Origin of the sequence: Agrobacterium sp. DSM 25558 (assembly GCF_900100825.1) — a bacterium.
GTDB lineage: Bacteria > Pseudomonadota > Alphaproteobacteria > Rhizobiales > Rhizobiaceae > Agrobacterium.
This window is the reverse complement of sequence record NZ_FMUD01000011.1, coordinates 57,433-78,954: the sequence shown is the minus strand read 5'-3', so window position 1 is coordinate 78,954 and position 21,522 is coordinate 57,433. Positions and strand designations below refer to the sequence as shown.

The 21,522-nt window shown below is 56.4% G+C and carries 18 protein-coding genes; 13 read left to right on the top strand and 5 right to left on the bottom strand.

Annotation, left to right across the window (positions count from 1 at the left end):
* Positions 1 to 53 precede the first annotated feature (53 nt).
* On the top strand, positions 54 to 938 hold the full coding sequence (locus DSM25558_RS11750) for a ParB/RepB/Spo0J family partition protein (RefSeq protein ID WP_077104947.1): 885 nt from the start codon (positions 54 to 56) through the stop codon (positions 936 to 938).
* Between the two features lie 65 nt (positions 939 to 1,003).
* Here DSM25558_RS11750 and DSM25558_RS11745 read toward each other — a convergent pair whose 3' ends face one another.
* A complete protein-coding gene (locus tag DSM25558_RS11745) occupies positions 1,004 to 1,204 on the bottom strand; it encodes a DUF1674 domain-containing protein (protein WP_077104946.1) in 201 nt (66 codons plus the stop codon).
* 108 nt (positions 1,205 to 1,312) lie between these two features.
* Between DSM25558_RS11745 and htpX the strand changes: the two genes are divergently transcribed.
* The 4 genes from htpX to purH all read left to right on the top strand — a co-directional run bounded on the left by htpX (position 1,313) and on the right by purH (position 7,392).
* Positions 1,313 to 2,272 carry a zinc metalloprotease HtpX gene (htpX, locus tag DSM25558_RS11740; protein WP_077104945.1) on the top strand — a complete coding sequence of 320 codons (960 nt, stop codon included), beginning with the start codon at positions 1,313 to 1,315 and terminating at the stop codon, positions 2,270 to 2,272.
* Positions 2,263 to 3,651, top strand: coding sequence for an RsmB/NOP family class I SAM-dependent RNA methyltransferase (locus tag DSM25558_RS11735; RefSeq protein ID WP_200800746.1), 1,389 nt, complete (start codon positions 2,263 to 2,265; stop codon positions 3,649 to 3,651). Before htpX ends, DSM25558_RS11735 begins: the two co-directional genes overlap by 10 nt.
* A gap of 349 nt (positions 3,652 to 4,000) precedes the next feature.
* Complete coding sequence (locus tag DSM25558_RS11730; RefSeq protein WP_143240086.1) at positions 4,001 to 5,623, top strand: heparinase II/III family protein; 1,623 nt, start codon at positions 4,001 to 4,003, stop codon at positions 5,621 to 5,623.
* 152 nt (positions 5,624 to 5,775) lie between these two features.
* Positions 5,776 to 7,392, top strand: coding sequence for a bifunctional phosphoribosylaminoimidazolecarboxamide formyltransferase/IMP cyclohydrolase (purH, locus tag DSM25558_RS11725; RefSeq protein WP_077104942.1), 1,617 nt, complete (start codon positions 5,776 to 5,778; stop codon positions 7,390 to 7,392).
* A 158-nt stretch (positions 7,393 to 7,550) separates the two neighbouring features.
* Here the strand turns inward: purH and DSM25558_RS11720 are convergent, their stop codons facing one another.
* Positions 7,551 to 9,083 carry a UxaA family hydrolase gene (locus tag DSM25558_RS11720; RefSeq protein ID WP_077104941.1) on the bottom strand — a complete coding sequence of 511 codons (1,533 nt, stop codon included), beginning with the start codon at positions 9,081 to 9,083 and terminating at the stop codon, positions 7,551 to 7,553.
* A gap of 42 nt (positions 9,084 to 9,125) precedes the next feature.
* Positions 9,126 to 9,818 (bottom strand): FadR/GntR family transcriptional regulator, encoded by a 693-nt coding sequence (locus tag DSM25558_RS11715; protein ID WP_077105009.1) that lies wholly within the window; start codon positions 9,816 to 9,818, stop codon positions 9,126 to 9,128.
* Between the two features lie 255 nt (positions 9,819 to 10,073).
* Between DSM25558_RS11715 and DSM25558_RS11710 the strand changes: the two genes are divergently transcribed.
* The 7 genes from DSM25558_RS11710 to DSM25558_RS11680 all read left to right on the top strand — a co-directional run bounded on the left by DSM25558_RS11710 (position 10,074) and on the right by DSM25558_RS11680 (position 18,002).
* Positions 10,074 to 11,648 carry a sugar ABC transporter ATP-binding protein gene (locus DSM25558_RS11710; protein WP_083716421.1) on the top strand — a complete coding sequence of 525 codons (1,575 nt, stop codon included), beginning with the start codon at positions 10,074 to 10,076 and terminating at the stop codon, positions 11,646 to 11,648.
* A complete protein-coding gene (locus tag DSM25558_RS11705) occupies positions 11,638 to 12,660 on the top strand; it encodes an ABC transporter permease (RefSeq protein WP_077104939.1) in 1,023 nt (340 codons plus the stop codon). The genes DSM25558_RS11710 and DSM25558_RS11705 overlap by 11 nt, the downstream gene beginning before the upstream one ends.
* An 82-nt stretch (positions 12,661 to 12,742) precedes the next feature.
* Positions 12,743 to 13,684, top strand: a complete 942-nt coding sequence (locus tag DSM25558_RS11700) for an ABC transporter substrate-binding protein (protein WP_077105007.1) — start codon at positions 12,743 to 12,745, stop codon at positions 13,682 to 13,684.
* A 143-nt stretch (positions 13,685 to 13,827) separates the two neighbouring features.
* Entirely contained in the window at positions 13,828 to 14,841 is a 1,014-nt protein-coding gene (locus DSM25558_RS11695) for an aldo/keto reductase (protein ID WP_077104937.1), read from the top strand.
* Positions 14,842 to 14,843: 2 nt separating this feature from the next.
* A complete protein-coding gene (locus tag DSM25558_RS11690; protein ID WP_077104935.1) occupies positions 14,844 to 15,662 on the top strand; it encodes an amidohydrolase family protein in 819 nt (272 codons plus the stop codon).
* A 3-nt stretch (positions 15,663 to 15,665) separates the two neighbouring features.
* Positions 15,666 to 16,676 carry a zinc-binding alcohol dehydrogenase family protein gene (locus DSM25558_RS11685; RefSeq protein WP_077104933.1) on the top strand — a complete coding sequence of 337 codons (1,011 nt, stop codon included), beginning with the start codon at positions 15,666 to 15,668 and terminating at the stop codon, positions 16,674 to 16,676.
* A 48-nt stretch (positions 16,677 to 16,724) separates the two neighbouring features.
* The gene (locus DSM25558_RS11680; RefSeq protein ID WP_077104931.1) at positions 16,725 to 18,002 is read left to right on the top strand and encodes an L-fuconate dehydratase; all 1,278 of its coding nucleotides are present in this window, start codon (positions 16,725 to 16,727) and stop codon (positions 18,000 to 18,002) included.
* 83 nt (positions 18,003 to 18,085) lie between these two features.
* Here the strand turns inward: DSM25558_RS11680 and cobD are convergent, their stop codons facing one another.
* A complete protein-coding gene (cobD, locus tag DSM25558_RS11675; protein WP_077104930.1) occupies positions 18,086 to 19,114 on the bottom strand; it encodes a threonine-phosphate decarboxylase CobD in 1,029 nt (342 codons plus the stop codon).
* Between cobD and cbiB the strand changes: the two genes are divergently transcribed.
* Positions 19,113 to 20,078, top strand: coding sequence for an adenosylcobinamide-phosphate synthase CbiB (gene cbiB, locus DSM25558_RS11670; RefSeq protein ID WP_077104928.1), 966 nt, complete (start codon positions 19,113 to 19,115; stop codon positions 20,076 to 20,078). The genes cobD and cbiB overlap by 2 nt on opposite strands.
* Here the strand turns inward: cbiB and DSM25558_RS11665 are convergent.
* Positions 20,065 to 21,522 (bottom strand): cobyric acid synthase, encoded by a 1,458-nt coding sequence (locus tag DSM25558_RS11665; protein WP_077104926.1) that lies wholly within the window; start codon positions 21,520 to 21,522, stop codon positions 20,065 to 20,067. The two genes, cbiB and DSM25558_RS11665, sit on opposite strands and share 14 nt — an antisense overlap.

The following is a 21,522-nucleotide window of genomic DNA, read 5'->3' as shown; positions in this document are numbered from 1 at the left end:
GCAAACATGACGAGTATTCATGCGGCGTTTGTGCGGGTTTTGTGGAGTTGAATATGAGCGATGATCTTTCGAAGCGCCGTCTCGGGCGCGGCCTCGCAGCGCTGATTGGAGAGATGGACCAACCTCTTCCTGTGGGCGAGCCACAAAGGGCTGTGAGTGCCGACCGCACGATTCCCATCGAATTCATTTCACGAAGCCCACGCAACCCGCGTCGTCATTTTGACGAAAGCGAACTCCAGGATCTTGCCTCGTCAATCCGGCAGCATGGTATCGTGCAGCCTGTTGTCGTCAGGACGACGAGCCAGGACCGCTATGAGATCATTGCCGGTGAGCGCCGTTGGCGGGCTGCGCAGCTCGCAGGCTTTACGGAAGTTCCCGTTATCGTCCGCGATGTGGATGATCGCACCGCACTTGAGCTCGCTATCGTTGAAAACGTCCAGCGTTCCGACCTCAATCCATTGGAAGAGGCTCTCGGTTACGACCAGTTGATCGCTGAACATGGCTATACCCAGAACGATCTCGGTGAGATCATCGGTAAAAGCCGCAGTCATGTTGCTAACAGCCTCCGTCTTCTAAAGCTGCCGGACCCTGTTCGCGATATGCTGGCGGAAGGATCATTATCGGCCGGTCACGCGCGTGCTTTGGTTTCGACATCTGATCCGACCTATCTGGCCCGCTCGATTGTTGCGAAAGGTCTTTCTGTTCGTGACGCCGAGCGTATGGCGCAGGCCGATATCCGGTCGCAACTGGATCCGACTCATTCACGCAAATCCGAGAATGAAAAAGATTCCGATACGATCGCGCTTGAGCGGACGTTGGCCGATGCATTGGGTCTTGATGTGAAAATCAATCACAAAGGCTCGGGCGGCCATATTCGTATCAATTACCGCACGCTTGACCAGCTTGAGGCAGTGTGCCGCCTTCTGGAACAAAAATAACATCAACTATTTGAATATTATGGGGAAATCGATTTGGGTTTCCCCTTTTTTTAACCGGATTTCGCTTAAAAATCGATTGCGCGACCTTTGATTTCATAGTCGCCGAAACGTACCGGCTCCGGCCCGCCGCGGCCGCCTGATTCCGGCGGTAACTCCAGCGCTCTTGCCTCTCGGCGGCGCTCTTCCGCTTCTTTCAGCGCACGTTCTGCAGCAGGAGAAAGCGTCCTGCGGTTTTCACCGCCATTATCGTTGTCTGCGTCTTGCATGAATATCAGGGCCTTATGACAGCATATTGAAATGCATTCGTTCGTAACCAGATTATAGAAGTCGCAATGGCTTGATAAGTCATTTCACCTTTGAACGGAGATTTTTAGATGAACCTGATGCGCACGGCCATGTTGTTGGCGTTCATGACCGCTTTGTTCATGGGGATTGGTTTCTTGATCGGCGGTACGGGAGGTATGACGATTGCTTTGCTGTTCGCAGCTGGCATGAATCTGTTTTCTTACTGGAATTCAGACAAGATGGTTCTGAAGGCCTATCACGCCCAGGAAATCGATGAACGAAACGCGCCAGATTTTTTTGCGATGATTCGCGATCTTTCACACAATGCTGGACTGCCGATGCCCAAGGTCTATGTTTACGACAGCCCACAACCCAACGCTTTTGCTACGGGTCGCAATCCGCAAAATGCCGCTGTTGCCGCTTCAACCGGATTGATGGAGCAATTGACGCCGCAAGAGGTTGCCGGGGTCATGGCGCATGAGTTGGCGCATATCCAGAACCGCGACACGTTGACGATGACCATCACGGCAACCCTTGCCGGTGCTATTTCCATGCTGGGCAATTTTGCATTCTTTTTTGGTGGAAATCGCGAGAACAACAATCCGCTCGGGTTTATTGGCGTTTTGGTTGCGATGATCGTGGCACCTTTGGCGGCGATGCTGGTGCAGATGGCCATCAGTCGGACGCGGGAATATTCCGCCGACCGTCGTGGTGCGGAGATTTGCGGGAATCCGATGTGGCTTGCATCCGCGCTGCAAAAGATTGCCGGTGCCGCAAAGCAGATTCACAATGATGATGCAGAACGAAACCCGGCGACCGCGCACATGTTCATCATCAATCCGCTGTCCGGCGAACGCATGGACAATCTGTTTTCGACGCACCCGAATACGGAAAATCGCATCGCTGCGCTTCACGCCATGTCGCAGGATTTTGCGCAGGCATCGACCTATCGTCCGACAAGTGCTAATCCGGTCCGCAAATCACGCTCTGTTCCAAACATTGGTATTGGAAAAGGCGATCAAAATGAACGCAAAGGTCCCTGGTCTTGACATCGAACTCCTCTGCCAAGCCGGCAAAACAACACAAACGTAAGCCGTCTGGTGGAAACAACGAAGCCGCGTCTTTTGCCGAAGACTGGAAACCAGGGCTTGCTACGCGTGTGACAGCTGTCAAGATCATCTCGGCGGTCTTGGACAAGAAGACGTCGCTGGATGGCATGCTGGATGCGGAAAATGGCAATCCAGCGTACCGCGCTCTCAGTCTTGCCGACCGCGCTCTGGTTCGGGCAATCGTCAATACATCTCTCCGACACCTACCCCGTATCGAAGCGGTTCTCGGGATGTTGCTGGACGGCCCGCTGCCGCAAGGCGCGCGGTCGCTGCACCATGTTCTGGTGGTGGGTGTCACGCAGATGCTTTATCTGGATGTTCCGGATCATTCCGCCGTCGATCTTGCGGTCGAACAGGCGCATCGAGACCCACGCAACCGTCGTTTCGTCAAACTCGTCAACGCTGTCTTGCGGCGTTTGGGACGTGAGAAAGACGATATCTTACAAGCTGTCAGTGCCATACCCGTTCTGCCCGAATGGTTTTATGCCAAGCTGGTTAAGGTTTACGGCACGGACGCAGCGGCACGTATGGCCGAGGCGCAGCTCATTCCGTCAGTCATCGATGTCACGGTGAAATCCGACCCTGATCATTGGGCAGCAAAGCTAAATGGGACCGTGATGCCGAATGGTAGCGTTCGGCTCGGTTCCTTCGAAGGCTCTGTTTCCGGGCTGGATGGCTTTACCAACGGCGAATGGTGGGTGCAGGATTTCTCCGCGAGCATGCCGGTGCGACTGATGGGCAATCTCGCTGGCAAACGTGTGGCCGATCTTTGCGCGGCCCCCGGTGGGAAGACGGCGCAGCTCGTTCTTGCAGGTGCTGAGGTTACCGCCCTGGATCAATCGGGAAACCGTCTGAAACGTCTTCGTGAGAATCTGGATCGCCTACAGCTGCAAGCAGAGACGATCGAGATCAACATGCTGAAATTCCAGCCGGATGAATTGTTCGATGCCGTACTTCTGGATGCGCCCTGCTCTTCCACAGGCACCTTGCGCAAGCACCCGGATGTTTGCTGGACCAAAGACGAAAAAGACATTTCCAAGCTCGCGACCTTGCAGGAACAGATGCTTCGCCACGCCATCACCATGGTGAAACCCGGCGGTATCGTTGTCTTCTCCAATTGCTCGCTCGATCCTTCAGAAGGCGAAGACATGGTCGCCAAGGTTCTAAAAAGCGAGCCATCGCTCCAACGCGTTCCGGCCTCCAAAAGTGATTTTCCAGACATGGAAATTGCGATCAATGGAAACGGTGACCTTCGCACGACGCCCGATATGTTCGGGGGCGTAGACGGTTTCTACGCAACGGTTCTCCGTGTGAATTAAAATAGCTTATTCTTCCTGAACCTTGAGCCGGATTCCCATTGGGTGATCATGGCGTGCTTGCTGCTGCTTTGGATTGTTTACAAAATATGAAGTTTTTCATGACATATTGAACAATGTCGCATTCGCAATATGACGTCCTTTCTCTGAGGGCTGTGCGGACGTCTGGACGCACAAGGTCGCTCTCAATCCCTTCAATGACATGCTGGCAGGAAAATCGACCGAGATTTCATGCCGTGCAACTGAAACAGAACAAGTCTTCGGGCGGGCGGGAAACGCAGGTTTGGCAATATCCCTGAACAGCAGCTTGAGTGTTGCGGGGCTTTTTATACGCACACTCCGAAATCGCATCATGATCGGCCTCGCGCCGTCACGCCTGCGGTTTTTGAAGCTTGCCGATCGTGCACCCAGCGGTCTTGTTGCAGCACCCACGGATTTACGTGCGGTTGATCCTTACGTTGCTCAGGAACTGGTATATGGGCGCATAGCGCTCACGGGCCGTATCTTGGAAACGCGCGGAGCATCGCCGTTTTCGTTAGAGATGCCATCTGCGGCCTTTGAGGAAAAACTCCACGCCTTTGGCTGGTTGCGGCATGTTCGTGCCAGCAAATCTGATGAGGCCTGCGCCCGCGCGCGATTTCTGGTCTCTGACTGGATCGCCCATCACGGGCGCAGGATCAAAGGTGTCGCCTGGGCTCCCGAGATTGCAGCGCAGAGATTGATTGCTTGGTTGTCGCATTCTCCGGTCGTTCTACAAAAGGCGGATGCGGTGTTTTATCGCCGTTTTCTGAAATGCCTCGGCTACCACGTTCGCTATCTCAGCCTCGTTGCAAAATATGCGCCGGACGGCGAAATTCGCCTGAAAATCCGCATCGCTTTGGCCGTCGCGTCGATTTCCCTACCGTATAGGGCGGCAAAAATTGCGCGTTTCGGCGTGAAACTCGATCGTGAGCTGGAGCGACAGGTTCTGCCGGATGGTGGCCATGTGTCGCGCAACCCGCGCGTCATGCTGGATCTGCTGCTGGATCTCTTGCCTCTGCGGCAGAGCTATATCAATCTCGGCCATGATGTCCCACCCGGGCTCGTGCCTGCAATCGACCGCATGTTTCCAGCCATTCGTTTCTTTCGCCATCAAGATGGTGATCTTGCGCTTTTCAACGGGGCGACGGTGACGCTCGCCAATGAACTGGCGTCCGTACTGCGCTATGACGAAACATCTGGAAGGCCCTCACGAGCGCTGCCTGATGTCGGTTATCAGCGGCTTTCGGCTGGCAGCACAGTTGTTATCGTTGATACCGGGCTTCCGCAGACACTGGAGCTTTCGAAAGGTGCCCATTGCGGCTGCTTGTCATTCGAGCTTTCCTCTGTTCGCAACCGGTTCATTGTCAATTCCGGTTTTCCACCCCAGGCGGCCAAGGATTTCAGACGCGCTAGCCGGTCGACGGCCGCGCATTCCACTGTCACCCTCAACGATACCTCATCTTCGCGTCTTTCCCGCTCACGTCTTCTTGGACCCATCATGATGCCGGGTATTACCGACGTGAATGTCGAGCGACAGACCGACCAGAAGGGTAGCGATGTGCTGACGGCATCACATGACGGTTATCTCAGGAAACTCGGATATCTTCATGAGCGGGAGTTGGAGCTGAATGCTGCTGGCACCAAGATAAAAGGTCGAGACGCCGTTTTCTTGTCCCAGGACGGCAAAAAACGAACCACCCTGCCTGTTAGCGCCGTCTCCCGTTTCCACATTCACCCGTCTATCAATCTTGTACAGGTGGATCAGGAAACCGTCTTGATGAGTGCCGCTGATGGCACAGGCTGGGTGTTTTCAGCGCCGGGTCAAATTGTCACGATCGCCGAGGATGTTTTTATGGCCGATGCCTCTGGCATACGTCCCTCGCAGCAGATCGAGATTCCCTTTAGCCCTTTGGACACACCGGAAGTTCGCTGGCTGATCGAAAAGAAGCCGTAGCCTTTTGCGTTGCGCTTTCTCATATACCGTTTGATTCGTGGGCCAACACGCCGGTGCAGGTTTATTATTGCGCCAAGCTGTGCTAACGCGGCGGCAACCGCCGGATGGGTCGCTCTCCGGCCTGTCTTTTCCGCATCACGGAGTGTTCTCACATGGCTGTCGTTTCCAAGAAAATTCCCGCTCCTGACAAGGTCAAAATCCGCACTGCGCTGCTCTCGGTCTCGGACAAGACGGATATCATCGAATTGGCAGGCGCGTTGGTCAAGCTCGGCGTAAAGCTTTTGTCGACGGGCGGCACGTCCAAGGCCATTGCCGATGCGGGTCTTCCAGTCACTGACGTTTCCGATATTACCAAGTTTCCGGAAATTATGGATGGTCGCGTCAAGACGTTGCACCCCAATGTCCATGGCGGTTTGCTGGCGATCCGTGACGATGCGGAGCATGTTGAGGCGATGCGCGCACACGGCATCGAAGCGATCGATCTTTCCGTGATCAATCTCTATCCTTTTGAGGAGGTCCGCGCCAAGGGTGGTGATTATCCAACGACGGTGGAAAACATTGATATTGGTGGCCCGGCGATGATCCGTGCTTCGGCCAAAAACCATGCCTATGTCACGGTCTTGACCGATCCCAGCGATTATCCGGAACTGCTGGAGGCGCTGCAAGCCGATGACGGTCAGACGAGCTATGCATTGCGTCAGCGTTTTGCTGCGAAAGCCTACGCCAGAACGGCTGCCTATGACGCCGTGATCTCCAACTGGTTTGCCGAAGCCCTGTCCATCGAGACGCCGCATTACCGCGCGATCGGTGGTGTGCTCAAGGAAAAGATGCGCTACGGCGAAAACCCGCACCAGAGCGCCGGTTTCTATCTGACGGGAGACAAGCGCCCAGGTGTTGCCACGGCGACGCTTTTGCAGGGCAAGCAGCTTTCATACAACAATATCAACGACACGGATGCAGCCTACGAGCTGGTTGCCGAATTCCTGCCGGAAAATGCGCCAGCCGTCGCGATCATCAAGCACGCAAATCCATGTGGCGTGGCCACTGGTGCGACATTGCTGGATGCCTATAAGCGTGCCCTCGCCTGCGATCCTGTGTCGGCGTTTGGCGGTGTGATTGCGCTGAACCGGACGCTCGACGCTGAGACGGCCGAAGAAATCATCCAGCTCTTCACCGAAGTCATTATTGCGCCTGACGTAACCGAAGAAGCAAAGCTGATCGTTGCCCGTAAGTCGAACCTGCGCCTTCTCTCCGCCGGTGGCCTGCCGGATGCGCGCGCTCCCGGTCTCACAGCGAAAACCGTATCCGGTGGTCTTCTGGTGCAGAGCCGTGACAATGGCATGGTCGAAGACCTCGACCTCAAGGTCGTGACCAATCGTGCGCCAACGCCGCAAGAGCTTGAGGATATGAAGTTCGCCTTCAAGATCGCCAAGCATGTGAAATCCAATGCGGTGATCTATGCCAAGGATGGACAGACCGCCGGTATTGGTGCCGGCCAGATGAGCCGTATCGATTCAGCGCGCATTGCCGCGCAAAAGGCTGAAGATGCCGCCAAGGCCATGGGACTGGCAGAGCCTCTCACCAAGGGGTCCGCCGTAGCATCCGAGGCGTTTTATCCGTTTGCCGATGGTCTGCTGGCAGCGATCGCGGCAGGTGCCACCGCTGTTATCCAGCCGGGTGGTTCGATGCGAGATCAGGATGTCATCGATGCAGCCAACGCGCATGGAGTGGCGATGGTGTTTACGGGCATGCGCCACTTCAAGCACTGAGTAGGCCCGACACTCAGCCGGATTTCTCCAATATGATCCTCGAGTTCATCCCGAGGATCATGATTGTGATTTAGGGGATGTTGTGAAGGGCCGGGGTTGACGAGGTTTGGCTACGCCTTTCCTCGTATTCTTCCCCTATGTTTCACGTGGGACAGGCCCTAGGTCACAGAACCCACCTGCCATGGCACGAATTCATTATCCCCATAATCGTAGATTTCGCTTACGGTTTTGTCGCCTGAAGCAACAGCGATGATGTGCTCAAAAATTCGTTTGCCGGATTCTTGAATAGTCTCTTGCCCAGTAACGATCTCGCCGCAGTTGATATCCATATCCTCCTTCATGTGCTCATACATTTCGGAGTTGGTGGCGATCTTGATGCAAGGGGATGGTTTAAAGCCAGAGACGGAGCCTCGGCCTGTGGTGAAACAGATGACATTGCAGCCACCTGCTACCTGACCCGTGACCGCGACGGGATCGTAGCCTGGCGTATCCATGAAGACGAAACCGGGTTCGGTAACCGTTTCGGCAAATTCGTAGACAGCCTTGAGCGGCATCGAGCCACCCTTGGCCACGGCACCCAGTGATTTTTCGAGAATGGTGGTCAGTCCGCCCAGCTTGTTGCCATGGGATGGGTTATTGTTCAACTCGTCGCCGTTGCGGGCCGTGTAATCCCGCCACCAGTCAATGCGTTGCAGCAGCTTTTCCGCCACCGCAGGCGTCACGGCGCGGCGGGTCAGCAGATGTTCGGCCCCATAGATTTCAGGCGTTTCAGCCAGAACCGTCGTGCCGCCATTTTGCACGATGAGGTCGGACGCGTAGCCGAGTGCTGGATTGGCGGAGATGCCCGAGTAACCGTCGGACCCGCCGCACTCCAACGCGACCTTGAGCGCAGACAGTGGTTGTTCCGTTCGTCTCGCGGCATTTACGCCCGGTAACATGTCTTTGATCTGGGCGATGGCCGCTTCGATGGTTTTGCGTGTGCCCCCGTGCTGTTGGATGGTCATGGTGCGAAGGCGCTCGCCCTCCTCCATCTTGTAATGTTCGAGAATGGGCGCAATCTGGTTGGTTTCGCAGCCAAGCCCGATCAGCAAAATGCCGCCGAAATTGGGATGGCGAGCATACCCCTGGATGGTGCGGATCAGCAGCCGGTAACCTTCCGACTTGGTGTTTATCGCGCAGCCTGTGCTGTGGGTCAAAGCCACAACGCCGTCGATATTGTCGAAACCGTCAAGTCCGCCGTCGCGGTTGAAATAGTCGGCAATGTAGCGCGACACGGTGGCGGAACAGTTTACCGATGCAATGACGCCGATATAGTTGCGTGTCCCAACGCCACCCGTTCCTCGGTCGAAGCCCATGAAAGTGCGGCGCTGATCGAGCGGCAGCATTCCTTTTTCTTCGATATCGACACTGAACTGGTGAGCATGTTCCGAAGGGACCATGGCGAGATTGTGCAGGTGCACGAGACGGCCAGACTCGATATCCTGCGTTGCCATGCCGATGACCTGACCGTATTTCAGCACTTCCTCGCCGGTTTTAATGCTGTTCAAGGCAACCTTGTGCCCTCGCCCGATTAGTTCCTTTGTCATAAGGTCACCACGACCGGTTGCTCCGCCCGGCTGTATCGAACGGCGTGCTACCGCGACATTATCACGGGTGTTGAGCAGAATGGTTGCTTCCGAATTGTCTGTCACGCGGTCTCCTCCTCGCGAATGTGCTCTTTCAAGCGGGCATTTTTAGTTCTCGACCCATCGTCGTCTGGAACTGTCCAAATGGCTGTGCATGGTCGATTGAGCCAACAATGGATCTTTCACCTCCAGAGCAGCAAGAATTGCCTCATGCTCCTGCAAGGCGAATGTCCACGTATCCTTGTCTTCGAACTTGACCCGAAACTGTGCCGACATCGGGCTATGACGCTCGTCAAACAAATCCGCGATAAGACGTGCAAGGACGCTGTTGCCAGATTGCTCGGCAATGATCACATGGAATTGCCGGTCCTGATCCAGCGGCTTGCGTCCAGCCTCTATTTCATTGCGCATCGCATCCAGCGTGGATCGCAATGTCTCCAGCGCGTCTGTATCGATGCGGCTGGCGGCAAGCACGATGGTGGTGCCTTCAAGAGCCGCCCGCGCTTGCATCAATTCCGTCGGGCTTTCGCCCAGCGATTTCGTTCGCGTGCTTGGCTGCACTGGTTCGGGTAGGACATAGACGCCGGAGCCCATGCGGATTTCGACGCTTCCATCGATTTCCAGCGCGATCAACCCTTCGCGAAGAGACGGACGCGAGACGCCTAGCCGTTGCGCCAGCTCACGCTCCGGCGGAAGCCTTGAACCCGTCTGAAATTCTCCGCTCTCGATCAATTCTCGGATCTGATCCGCAATCTGCTGATAAAGCCTGCGCGGCTCCATAATTTTGGCCTGACCATTGATATGAGTTCTGCGCGACCAGCGCACACCTTAAGATTTGGCCTTACCGTATCCTCAACATCGAATAGACGCAAGATAATGTTTATGACATTGAAAATGTGATATAATTTTTTATATTTCTTCTGATCCATCAATATCAAATGACGCTCGTCTCCCACGCATTCCAAAATTGGCTTGACCAAGATAAAAATGCGGCCTAACCATTCCGCCTATTCGCAGCGTCTTGGGTGGAGTTAGGGCGCTATCGGGAGGATCTGGATGTCGCATCGCGCATCGACTGCTCAGGACGAAATTGTTGGCGATAACGCTGTGCGTGAGCATGGTCGCGTTGTGCTTCGCCTGGACAATATCAGCAAGGAATTCCCGGGCGTCAAAGCGCTGAGCGACGTGCATTTCGATCTGCGTTCTGGTGAGGTGCATGCCGTTTGCGGTGAGAACGGCGCTGGAAAATCAACTCTGATGAAGATCGTCAGTGGTGTGTACCAACCCACCAGCGGCACCATTTTGCACAAGGGCGAAAAGGTTCAGTACGCCTCACCGCTGGAATCGGAGGCGGCTGGCATTGCCATAATCCATCAGGAACTGAACCTCGTTCCGCATTTGAGCATCGCCGAAAACATCTATCTGGCGCGCGAGCCGAAAAAGGCATTTCTTGTCGATCGCAAAAAGCTGCGCACTGATGCCAAGCGCTGTCTCGACCGGCTCGGCGTCGATCTCAACCCTGACCAACTGGTGCGCGGCCTCTCGGTCGCCCAATGTCAGATGGTGGAGATCGCCAAGGCATTGTCTCTCGATGCGGAAGTTCTGATCATGGACGAGCCGACCTCGTCGTTGACGGAGCAGGAAACGCGGCTCTTGTTCAAGGTCATCCGTGATCTCAAGGCATCGGGTGTCGGCATCGTCTATATCTCGCACCGTCTGGACGAGATGGCAGAGATCGTTGATCGCGTGACCGTTCTGCGCGATGGGCGTCATATCTCGACCGATGATTTCACGGCTGTTACGGTTGACGATATCGTCACCCGAATGGTCGGCCGGTCACTGGAGGAGAAGTTTCCAGAGCGAACATCCAAGCCAACCGATGAGGTGATTTTCGCGGTTGAAGGTCTGACGCGCACCGGCGTGTTTCACGATGTCAGTTTCGAGCTTCGGCGTGGGGAAATCTTAGGGTTCGCAGGTTTGATGGGCGCCGGTCGCACCGAGGTGGCGCGGGCCATTTTCGGAGCCGATGCCTTTGACGCGGGAACGGTCACCTTCGAGGGACGTACCTTGTCCATCAAGTCGCCACAGGATGCGATTGAAAACGGGATAGCCTATCTCTCCGAAGACCGGAAGACCGATGGTCTCGCCATCAAGATGTCGGTCGCCGCCAACACGTCGCTGGCCAATATGGAAGCTGTGTCGAGCCGCCTCGGACTGATCGATTTTAAGAAACATGACGAGGTTGCCAAGCGCTACGTCGACCTTTTGAATATTCGGACACCCTCCATCAAGCAGACGGTGCGGCTTTTATCCGGCGGTAACCAGCAGAAGATCATCATTGGCAAATGGCTGTTTCGCCAGTCTCGCGTTTTGTTCTTCGATGAGCCGACGCGCGGCATCGACGTCGGTGCAAAGTTCGCGATTTACCAAATCATGGATGAGCTGGCTGCCAAGGGCATCGGCGTCATTCTCATCAGCTCCGAACTGCCGGAGGTGCTGGGGCTGACGGACAGGATTGCGGTGTTCCACGAAGGCAGAATTACCGGAATTCTGGAAACGGCCAAGACCAATCAGGAAGAAATCATGCGCTATGCCTCCGGCTATAGCAGCGGAGATAGACATGTCGGTTAGTCCAGAAACACCCAAACGTTTTTCCTTCAGCGACCGGCAGAAGGACATCATCCAGAAGTTCGCTGCACTGGGCAGTCTGGTGCTTCTGACGATCGTGTTTTCAGCCACCAGCAATGCGTTCTTCACCGTCAACAACGCCATGACGATTGCCTTGCAAGTGACGTCGATTGCCCTGCTCGGCATCGGCGCGACCTGCGTTATCATCACTGGTGGCATTGATCTTTCGGTGGGCTCGGTGCTGGCGCTGGCAGGTGTGGTCGCAGCTCTTGCGGTAAAAGAGCTGGGCATGCCGGTGCCGGTTGGCATGTTCTTCGGCATTCTGACGGGTTCTCTGTGCGGCCTTATCAATGGCCTGCTGGTCACGCGCTTCAAGCTGCCGCCGTTTATCGCAACACTCGGCATGATGCTGATCGCCCGCGGCGTTGCGCTGCAAATCACCGGTGCGCGGGCCGTTTCCGGCCTTGGTGAGTCCTTTGGTGTGCTGGGCAACGGCGCTTTGTTTCGCATCGTCAACATCGGCGATGACGGGTTTCCGAATGTGGTGTTCCCCGGCATTCCCTACCCCGTCATTCTGATGATCGTGATCGCGATTGCCGTTTCCTTCATGCTGAACCGCTCGGTGCTGGGAAGGCACATCTATGCGGTAGGCTCGAATGCGGAAGCTGCCCGGCTGTCCGGCGTCAACGTCGCCCGCGTCACCAATTTTACCTACGTGCTGTCAGGCACGCTGGCGGGTTTGACTGGCTGCGTGCTGATGTCCCGCCTTGTCACGGCGCAGCCGAACGAGGGCGTGATGTATGAGCTCGATGCCATCGCCAGTGCCGTCATCGGTGGCACATCCCTTATTGGTGGTGTCGGCACGATTTCTGGCACGGCTATCGGTGCCTTCGTCATCGGTATTTTGCGCAATGGCCTCAACATGAACGGTGTTTCGGCCTTCACGCAGCAAATTATCATCGGTCTGGTTATTCTCGGTACGGTCTGGATCGACCAGCTGCGCAACCGCCGATGATCTATAGGGGTGCGGACCTTTTCCGCGGGAAACCGGCATGGTGACGAGGAGATATCGCTACGCCGGCACAATGGAGGAAAACATGAAAAAGCTTACGACTGCTCTTTTGACATCCGTGATTGCGCTGTGGAGCGTTTCCACCGTTCAGGCCGGTGAAATTGCCGTCATCGTCAAGACTGTGAATTCCACCTTCTGGCAGAACGTCCAGAAGGGTGCAGATGCTGCGATCAAGGACTCCAAGGGCAACACGATGACCTTCCAGGGTCCGGCCTCGGAATCAGCCATCGCCGATCAAGTCAACATGGTGGAAAATGCCGTCAACCGTAAGGTCGCAGGCATTGTTCTGGCGCCTTCCGATCCGGACGCGCTGGTTCCTGCCGTGAAAAAGGCCTGGGAAGCCCGCATCCCCGTGGTCATCGTAGACTCGCAACTCGCCAAGGGTGCCGAGCAATATTACCAGTCCTTCCTCGCGACCGATAACAAAAAGGCCGGCGAGTTGGCAGCCCAGGCGCTGATCGAAAAGGTTGGCAAGGAAGGCAAGATCGCGGTCATGTCCTATGTTGCCGGTGCCGGTTCTGAAATCGGTCGCGTTGGCGGTTTCACGGATTACATCAAGGCCAACTCCAAGCTCCAGATCGTCGGCCCGTATTATTCCCAGTCGCAGATGGCGACGGCGCTGAACCAGACGACAGACGTGCTGGCCGCCAATTCCGATCTCAAGGGCATTTTCGGTGCCAATGAACCGACTGCCATCGGCGTCGGCCGTGCGCTGGCGCAATCCGGCAAGGCGGGCAAGGTTGTTGCCATTGGCTTCGATGGCAACCAGGACCTTCAGGGCTTCGTCAAGGACGGCACGCTAGCAGGTATCGTGGTGCAGGGTTCCTACCAGATGGGTGAACTGGGTGTTCAGACCATCTCCAAGCTGATTGCCAAGGAGAAAGTCGAGAAGTTCGTGGACACCGGCGTCGTGGTGGTAACAAAGGACAACATCGACAAGCCGGAAGCCAAGAACGTTCTTTATTAAGTCTACTTGACGTCATGCTCGAGCTTGTCCCGAGCATCTGCCAACGTCTCGTTTTTTGCGACGTGAATGGATCCTCGGGACAGGCCCGAGGATGACGTCCCAAAAATATCAACTACCAAGAATTAGCTTTCGAAAGTGCCGCGATGAAAGTCTTCGAAAAACGTAAAATCCCCCGCCGTGATGTGGATGTGACCGTGATGGGCCTTGGTTGCGCACAGATGGGCAATCTTTATCGCGTCACACCCTATGCGGAATCCAAGGGCGCTTTCGACACGGCGTGGCAGCACGGCATACGTTATTTCGATACCGCACCCTTCTACGGCTATACCCGCTCCGAGCGTCGTCTGGGTACGATGGTGACGGAGCATGAGCGCGGCGATTATACGCTGAGCACTAAGGTTGGGCGTGTCATGGTACCGGATGATACGGTGGGCCCGGAAGAGGATGCCTATATCGCGCCCCTGCCCTTCCGTCCGGTCTATGATTACTCCCATGATGGTATCCTGCGCTCCTTCGAGGCCAGCCAGCAGCGGCTTGGTATTCTGAAGCCGGATATCCTTTATATTCACGATATCGGTCCTTTCACCCACGGCGACAAGCATCAGCACTACTGGGACCAGCTGACATCAGGCGGTGGTTTCAAGGCACTTGCGAGACTGCGTGACGAAGGCTCTACGGGTGCCGTTGGCCTTGGCGTCAACGAATGGGAAGTCGTCCGTAGCGCAATGGAGGTGTTCGACATCGATGTTGCGATGCTCGCGGGGCGCTATACGCTGCTGGAACAGAGCAGCCTCGATTTCCTCAATACATGTGCTACACGCGGCGTCGCCATTGTCGTCGCAGGCGCGTTCAATTCCGGTATTCTGGCGGGCAACCGCAAGTTCAATTATGAGGACGCGCCAACCGATATTCTGGCCAAGGTCGATGCTCTCCACGATGTTTGCGAAGAGCTTGGCGTCTCGTTGCAGGCTGCTGCGCTGCAATTTCCGCTGGCGCATGCCGCTGCGGTCACGGTAGTGTCTGGTGCACGCAACGCGCAGCAACTGTCTGCCAACATCGAATGGTTCGAGCAGGATATTCCGCCGGAATTCTGGAGAGAGCTTCAAAGGCGGGAGCTGATTGCGGAGGGTGCGCCGGTGCCGGGAGGCAGGGTCTGACCATGCTGATCGACGCCCACCAGCATTTCTGGCTTTTGAAGGACCGTGCAGACCAATGGCCGCAGCCGTCTTTGGAGGCCATCTACAGGGATTTTCTTCCCGACGATCTGCTGCCGTTGATGCGGCAGGCGGGCGTAACCGGTACGGTGCTGGTGCAGACGATGGAAACGGCTGCTGATACGGATTTCATGTTGGCACTGGCCGACAAGCATTCTTTCATCAAAGGCGTTGTCGGCTGGGTCGATATGAAGGCACCGGATGCGCCTGAACAGATTGCCAGCCGCTCCCATCCCGCTTTCAAGGGCGTGCGACCGATGTTGCAGGAAATCGCCGATGTAAGCTGGATCGAAGATCCGGCCCTCGATCCGGCTGTTGCAGCCTTGATCGATCACGGCCTTGTTTTCGATGCCCTGGTTCTTCCTCAACACTTGCCGCATTTGCTTGCCTTTGCGACCCGCCACACCGGGCTCCCGATCGTCATCGATCACGGCGCAAAGCCTTTGATTGCGAGCGGTCATTACGGCAATTGGCGCAGGGACATGGCGGCTTTGGCGGCCCTTCCCCATGTCCATTGCAAGCTCTCAGGTCTGCTGACTGAACGCGGTGATCAAAAGCAGGAGGCGGTGAGACCCTATGCGGAAACCATTATCGAACTGTTCGGTGCTGAACGGGTGATGTTTGGCAGTGACTGGCCCGTCTTGCGACTGGCTGGCGATTACCAGGCGTGGCTGGATTTCAGCCGTGACATCGTGCCCGCTGCCGACCATGCTGCGGTATTTGGCGGCAATGCCGTGCGTTTTTATTCTCTTTCTGACAGGTGACATATGCTGGCGATTTTTTGCGATAAGCCCGGGCTTCTATCAGCCAAGGAATTGCCCAAGCCGCACCGCGGCGAGGGTGAAGTTCTGGTGCGTATCCGCCGTATCGGCGTGTGCGGTACGGATTTGCATATCTTCACCGGCAATCAGCCTTACCTTTCCTATCCCCGCATCATGGGGCATGAATTGTCCGGGACGGTGGAAGAGGCACCGGATGGAAGTGCGCTGTCTGCTGGCGATATCGTCACCATCATTCCCTACATTTCCTGTGGCCATTGCAGCGCTTGCCTGAAAGGTAAGAGCAATTGCTGCCGCAACATCGGCGTATTGGGCGTACACCGCGATGGTGGCATGGTGGAATATCTGAGTGTTCCGCAGCAATTCGTATTGAAGGCCGAGGGTCTCAGCCTCGATCAGGCGGCGATGACGGAATTTCTGGCGATCGGCGCACATGCGGTCCGTCGTGGTGCGGTCAAGGCGGATCAGCACGTACTGATTGTCGGTGCCGGACCCATCGGCATGGCTGTTGCGGTTTTTGCGGTGTTGAATGGCAGTGTGGTGACGATGATCGACAGCCGCGAAGACCGGTTGACGTTCTGCAAAGACCAACTGGGCGTCTCGAATGTCGTCACCCTTGGCGAGGGTGACAAGGATCATCTTTCCAAGATTACCGGTGGTGATTTCTTCGACGCAGTGTTTGATGCCACCGGCAATCCGAAAGCCATGGAGCGTGGCTTTTCCTTTGTCGGCCATGGCGGTTCCTATGTGCTTGTGTCGATCGTCGCCAGCGATATCAGCTTCAATGATCCCGAATTCCACAAGCGTGAAACCACATTGCTGGGCAGCCGCAACGCGACGCTTGAGGACTTCGAAGTGGTGCTTGAGGCGCAACGTTCCGGCAAAGTACCGGAAGCGCTGATTACCCACCGTATGACGCTGGCCGACGTTCCTGCCCGCTTTGCCGACCTGACCAACCCCAAGGCCGGTGTCATCAAAGGCATGGTGGAAGTCGCCTGAGACCTGCAACAACAAGACATTCTGTGACCCCCGACTGCGAGTGAGGCCATGACCAAGATTACTGATTTGCGCGTTTTCGATTTGCGCTTTCCCACCTCGCAAAGCCTCGATGGCTCGGATGCGATGAACCCCGATCCGGATTATTCCGCCGCCTATGTCATTCTCGATACCGATGATGCCGCCCTGAAAGGCCATGGTTTGACCTTCACCATCGGTCGCGGCAACGAGATTTGCTGCATGGCCATCGAAGCGATGCGCCATCTGGTTGTTGGTACTGATCTTTCCACCGTGGTGGAAAATCCCGGCAAATATTGGGGGCATCTGACGGGTGATAGCCAGTTGCGCTGGATTGGGCCGGACAAGGGTGCCATGCATCTGGCCACAGGTGCCGTCGTCAATGCAGTGTGGGATTTGCTGGCAAAACAGGCGGGTAAGCCTGTCTGGCAACTGGTGGCCGATATGAGCCCGGAGCAAATCGCCGATATCGTTGATTACCGCTATCTGACAGATGTGCTGACGCGCGACGATGCGCTGGCGATTTTGAAGAAAGCCGAAACCGGTAAGGCAGAGCGCGTCGAAATCCTGAAAAAAGAGGGTTACGCCTGCTATACGACCTCCGCCGGTTGGCTGGGTTACGGCGACAAAAAGCTGCGTCGCCTTTGCCAAGAGGCAATTGATGCTGGCTTCAATCACGTGAAGATGAAGGTTGGGCGTGATCTCGAAGACGACATCCGCCGCCTCACAATCGCCCGCGAAGTGATCGGCCCCGATCGCTATCTGATGATCGATGCCAACCAGGTCTGGGAAGTCGATCAGGCCATCGAGTGGGTCAATAAGCTTGCTTTCGCCAAGCCGTTCTTTATCGAAGAGCCGACGAGCCCGGACGACATCGCAGGTCACCGCAAGATTCGCAAGGCGATCGGTTCGGTAAAGGTGGCGACTGGCGAAATGTGCCAGAACCGTATCATGTTCAAGCAGTTCATCGCCGAAGGTGCGATCGACGTCGTGCAGATCGATTCCTGCCGTATGGGTGGCCTCAATGAAGTGCTGGCCGTGCTGTTGATCGCCGCGAAATATGACCTACCCGTCTGGCCGCATGCAGGCGGTGTCGGGCTTTGCGAATATGTGCAGCATCTGTCGATGATCGATTATCTCGTCGTCTCAGGCACAAAGGAAGGTCGGGTGATCGAATATGTCGACCATCTGCACGAGCATTTCATCGAGCCCTGCGACATCAAGGATGCTGCCTACATGCCGCCGAAAATGGCAGGTTTTTCGATTGAGATGAAGCCTGAAACGATTGAGGCTTATTTGTTCAGGGGATAAGACGTAACGGGTTCGCCGCCCCCTCTACCGTTATCCTCGGGTCAAGCCCGAAGATGGCGTCGAATTGGGATGATCGCGTTGCTTTAGAACGCAGCCAACGCCGCTTCCAGTCTCGCCCACCCGGCCTCTTCTCCGGGACGTCCAAAACGCATATCTGCGAGTCTCTCATCAAAGATGCGCGTCAGAATGCCGTGTTGCATCAGGTGGACAAACAGGTGCGGTACCCGCTCATCGCGAACAAGCGTAAAGAGCGATATACCCCCGGCGATCGTCAAACCGGTTTTTCTCAGCATCTCGTTCAGCCTCGCCGATTCATCCTTTAGCCGGAGTCTCATTATTTCGCGCCACGGCGTGTCCGCCAGCGCTTCCGTCGCAATGTGCAAAGCCGGGCCGGACACGGCCCACGGTCCCAGTCGTGCTTCGAGGTCTGCGGCGATATCGGGGTGGACGATGGCGAAGCCAAGGCGGACGCCTGCCATGCCGTAAAATTTGCCGAAGGAGCGCAAGACGACGAGGCTGCTTGAGGTCGCCGCGTCTGCAATGCTTTCGGCGCAGCCGGTTTCGATGAAGGCTTCATCGACCACGAGCAATCCGTCTCTTTTGCGCATGGCCTCGGCCAGTGCCAGCAAGGATGCACGCTCTATCACCCGCCCATCTGGATTGTTTGGGTTGATGACAACGACGTAATCGAAAGCAAAGAGGTCCTTGATATCAGAGACTTCGGTGACAGAAAGCCCGGCCATGCGGGCGGTGCGGGCGTGTTCGGCATAGGCGGGAGACAGCACACCGCACGTTTTAGCGCCCCTCTGGACGGACAATTGCGCCAGCAACGGCATCAGCATTTGCGTGCCGGGAGCAGCCACGACGTGCGTTGCGCAGGGCGCGCCGAACGCCGTTGCGGCTACATCTCTCAGTTTTTCTACGGCATCCGGTTCTGGCAGGCGGGCAAAGACGCTGGCGGGAATGGGCGAATGCGGGTAGGAGTGCGGATTGATCCCGGTGGAAAGGTCGATCCATGGTTCGGGTGCCTGTGGATAAAGCTGGCGCGCGTAGCCTAGGTTGCCCCCATGGCGGATCGCCGGTTGCGCTTTTTCTGGTACCCTCTCGCCCATGTTCTTCGCTCTCGCTTTCCTGTCCCTGCTGATCGAACGCCTTGTCGGCTATCCCGACTGGCTGTTCAAGCGCATCGGCCATCCCGTGACATGGATCGGTTCGCTTATCGCCCTCCTCGATAAAAAATGGAACCGGGAGAGTGATTCATTTTCGCGTCGCAAGGGCATGGGTGTGGCCGCACTGATCATTTTTCTGGCTTCGACGGTGCTGATTGCCTGGGTGTTGCAATCAACACTTCTATGGCTACCTCTTGGTCTGTTGATCGTGGCGGTGCTCGGCGCATCGCTACCTGCGCAGAAAAGCCTGGAGCAGCATGTTGCGGCCGTGGCCCTTGCTCTAGAGCGTGACGGCATCGAAGGTGGCCGCAAGGCGGTGTCGATGATCGTGGGGCGTGATCCGGAAAAGCTGGATGAAGCCGCCGTGTGCCGGGCGGCAATAGAAAGTCTGGCAGAAAATTTTTCCGATGGCATCGTCGCGCCTTCCCTATGGCTCGGGCTTCTGGGATTGCCCGGTGGTGCGGGTTACAAGGCCATCAACACGGCAGACAGCATGATCGGTCATCGCTCCGCCCGTCACGAGGCATTCGGCTGGGCCTCTGCGCGGCTGGATGATCTCGTCAACCTTCCCGCTTCGCGACTTACTGGCTTACTTTTCGTTCTGTCCGCTTTTTTTGTAAAAGGTGCGTCGCCACGCGAGGGCGTGAACGCCATTTTTCGCGATGCGCGGCATCATCGCTCGCCCAATGCCGGATGGCCGGAGGCAGCGCTTGCCGGAGCACTTGGATTTGCGCTCGCCGGTCCCCGCTCCTATGGCGGGCAGATGATCGAGGCGCGGTTTATGGGTGAAGGCGGGCGACGGGATTTGACCGCTGCCGATATTCGTCAGGCCTTGAAACTGACCCGTGTTGCAGATGCGATGTTGATTTGTTTCTTCGGCGTAATCGCCGCTGTCATCGCGCTATAGCCCATAGGGCATCCAGATTGAGATGGCGCTCCATATGGTCAGCCAGCCTGTCCAGTACGGCATCCACCTGTTCTTCGTAATTGAGCGTCGAGCTTTCGCTGCCCAGGCGCTTCAGCCAGGCGCTACGCTGATTATCGTCGGCGAACAGGCCGTGGATATAAGTGCCATAAACGCGACCATCCACTGAAATCGCGCCTTCGGTGTGGTTGCCGATGGTGGAGAACGGGCGGGTGACATCTGGTCCGTCGGTTACACCGACATGCATTTCATAGCCGGAGAAGGATATTCCATCGAAGCTCTGGCCGGTGACGGAGATGAGCCGTTTATCGCCGGTCAGGACGGTGTCGACATTCAACAATCCCAGCCCATCGATCGTGAGATTTGCACCTTCGATGCCGTCTGGATCAGCAACGGTGTTGCCTAGCATCTGGTAGCCGCCACAAAGGCCGAGCACATAGCTGCCTCGGCGTAGATGAGCTTTGATATCCACATCGAAACCTGAATTTTTCAGCGTGGTCAGGTCAGCGATTGTGGATTTCGAGCCGCATAGAAGCACCAGTGCGCAATCTGCTGGAATGACATCACCCGGCCGCACGCGAATCAGTTCGACATGGGGCTCAGCCTCCAGCGGGTCGAGGTCATCGAAGTTTGAGATATGCGGCAGGATGGGAACTGCGATGCGGATTTTTGCGCCCGGTTTGCGCTGTCCTTGTGCCGTTAAACCCAATGCATCTTCGGCGGGCAAGCGGCTGGCGTCGGCAAAATGGGGCAGAAGACCAATCGGGCTCCAGCCGGTTTTGTCCTGGATGATGCGCATGCCGTCATCGAACAGGGTTGGATCACCTCTGAAGCGATTGACAATGAAGCCCTCGATCATCGCTGCGTCTGCCGCATCTAGAACCGTTTTCGTGCCAACAAGGCTGGCGATGACGCCACCGCGATCGATATCGCCGATGAGGATGACAGGTGCATCCGCGGCTCGGGCAAAGCCCATATTGGCAATATCGTTGGCGCGAAGATTGACTTCCGATGCGCTGCCTGCACCCTCCACCAGAACGAGGTTGGCTTGGGCCTTCAGATGTTCGAAACTTTCCAGGACACGCGGCATCAGGCCCGCTTTCATATGCTGATAATCCGCCGCCTTGGCGTTGCCGATCACCTTGCCCTGCACCACCACCTGCGCGCCGGTTTCGCTTTGCGGCTTCAGTAGCACCGGGTTCATATGTACGGAAAGGGCGACACCCGCCGCCCGCGCCTGCAAAGCCTGCGCCCTGCCGATTTCACCACCATCTGCGGTGACGGCGGCATTGTTGGACATGTTTTGCGGCTTGAACGGCATGACGGAAAGGCCACGGCGGGTGAAGGCACGGGCAAGCCCCGCCACCATCAGTGACTTGCCGACGTCAGAGCCGGTGCCCTGAAACATCAAAACGCGCGCTGTCAT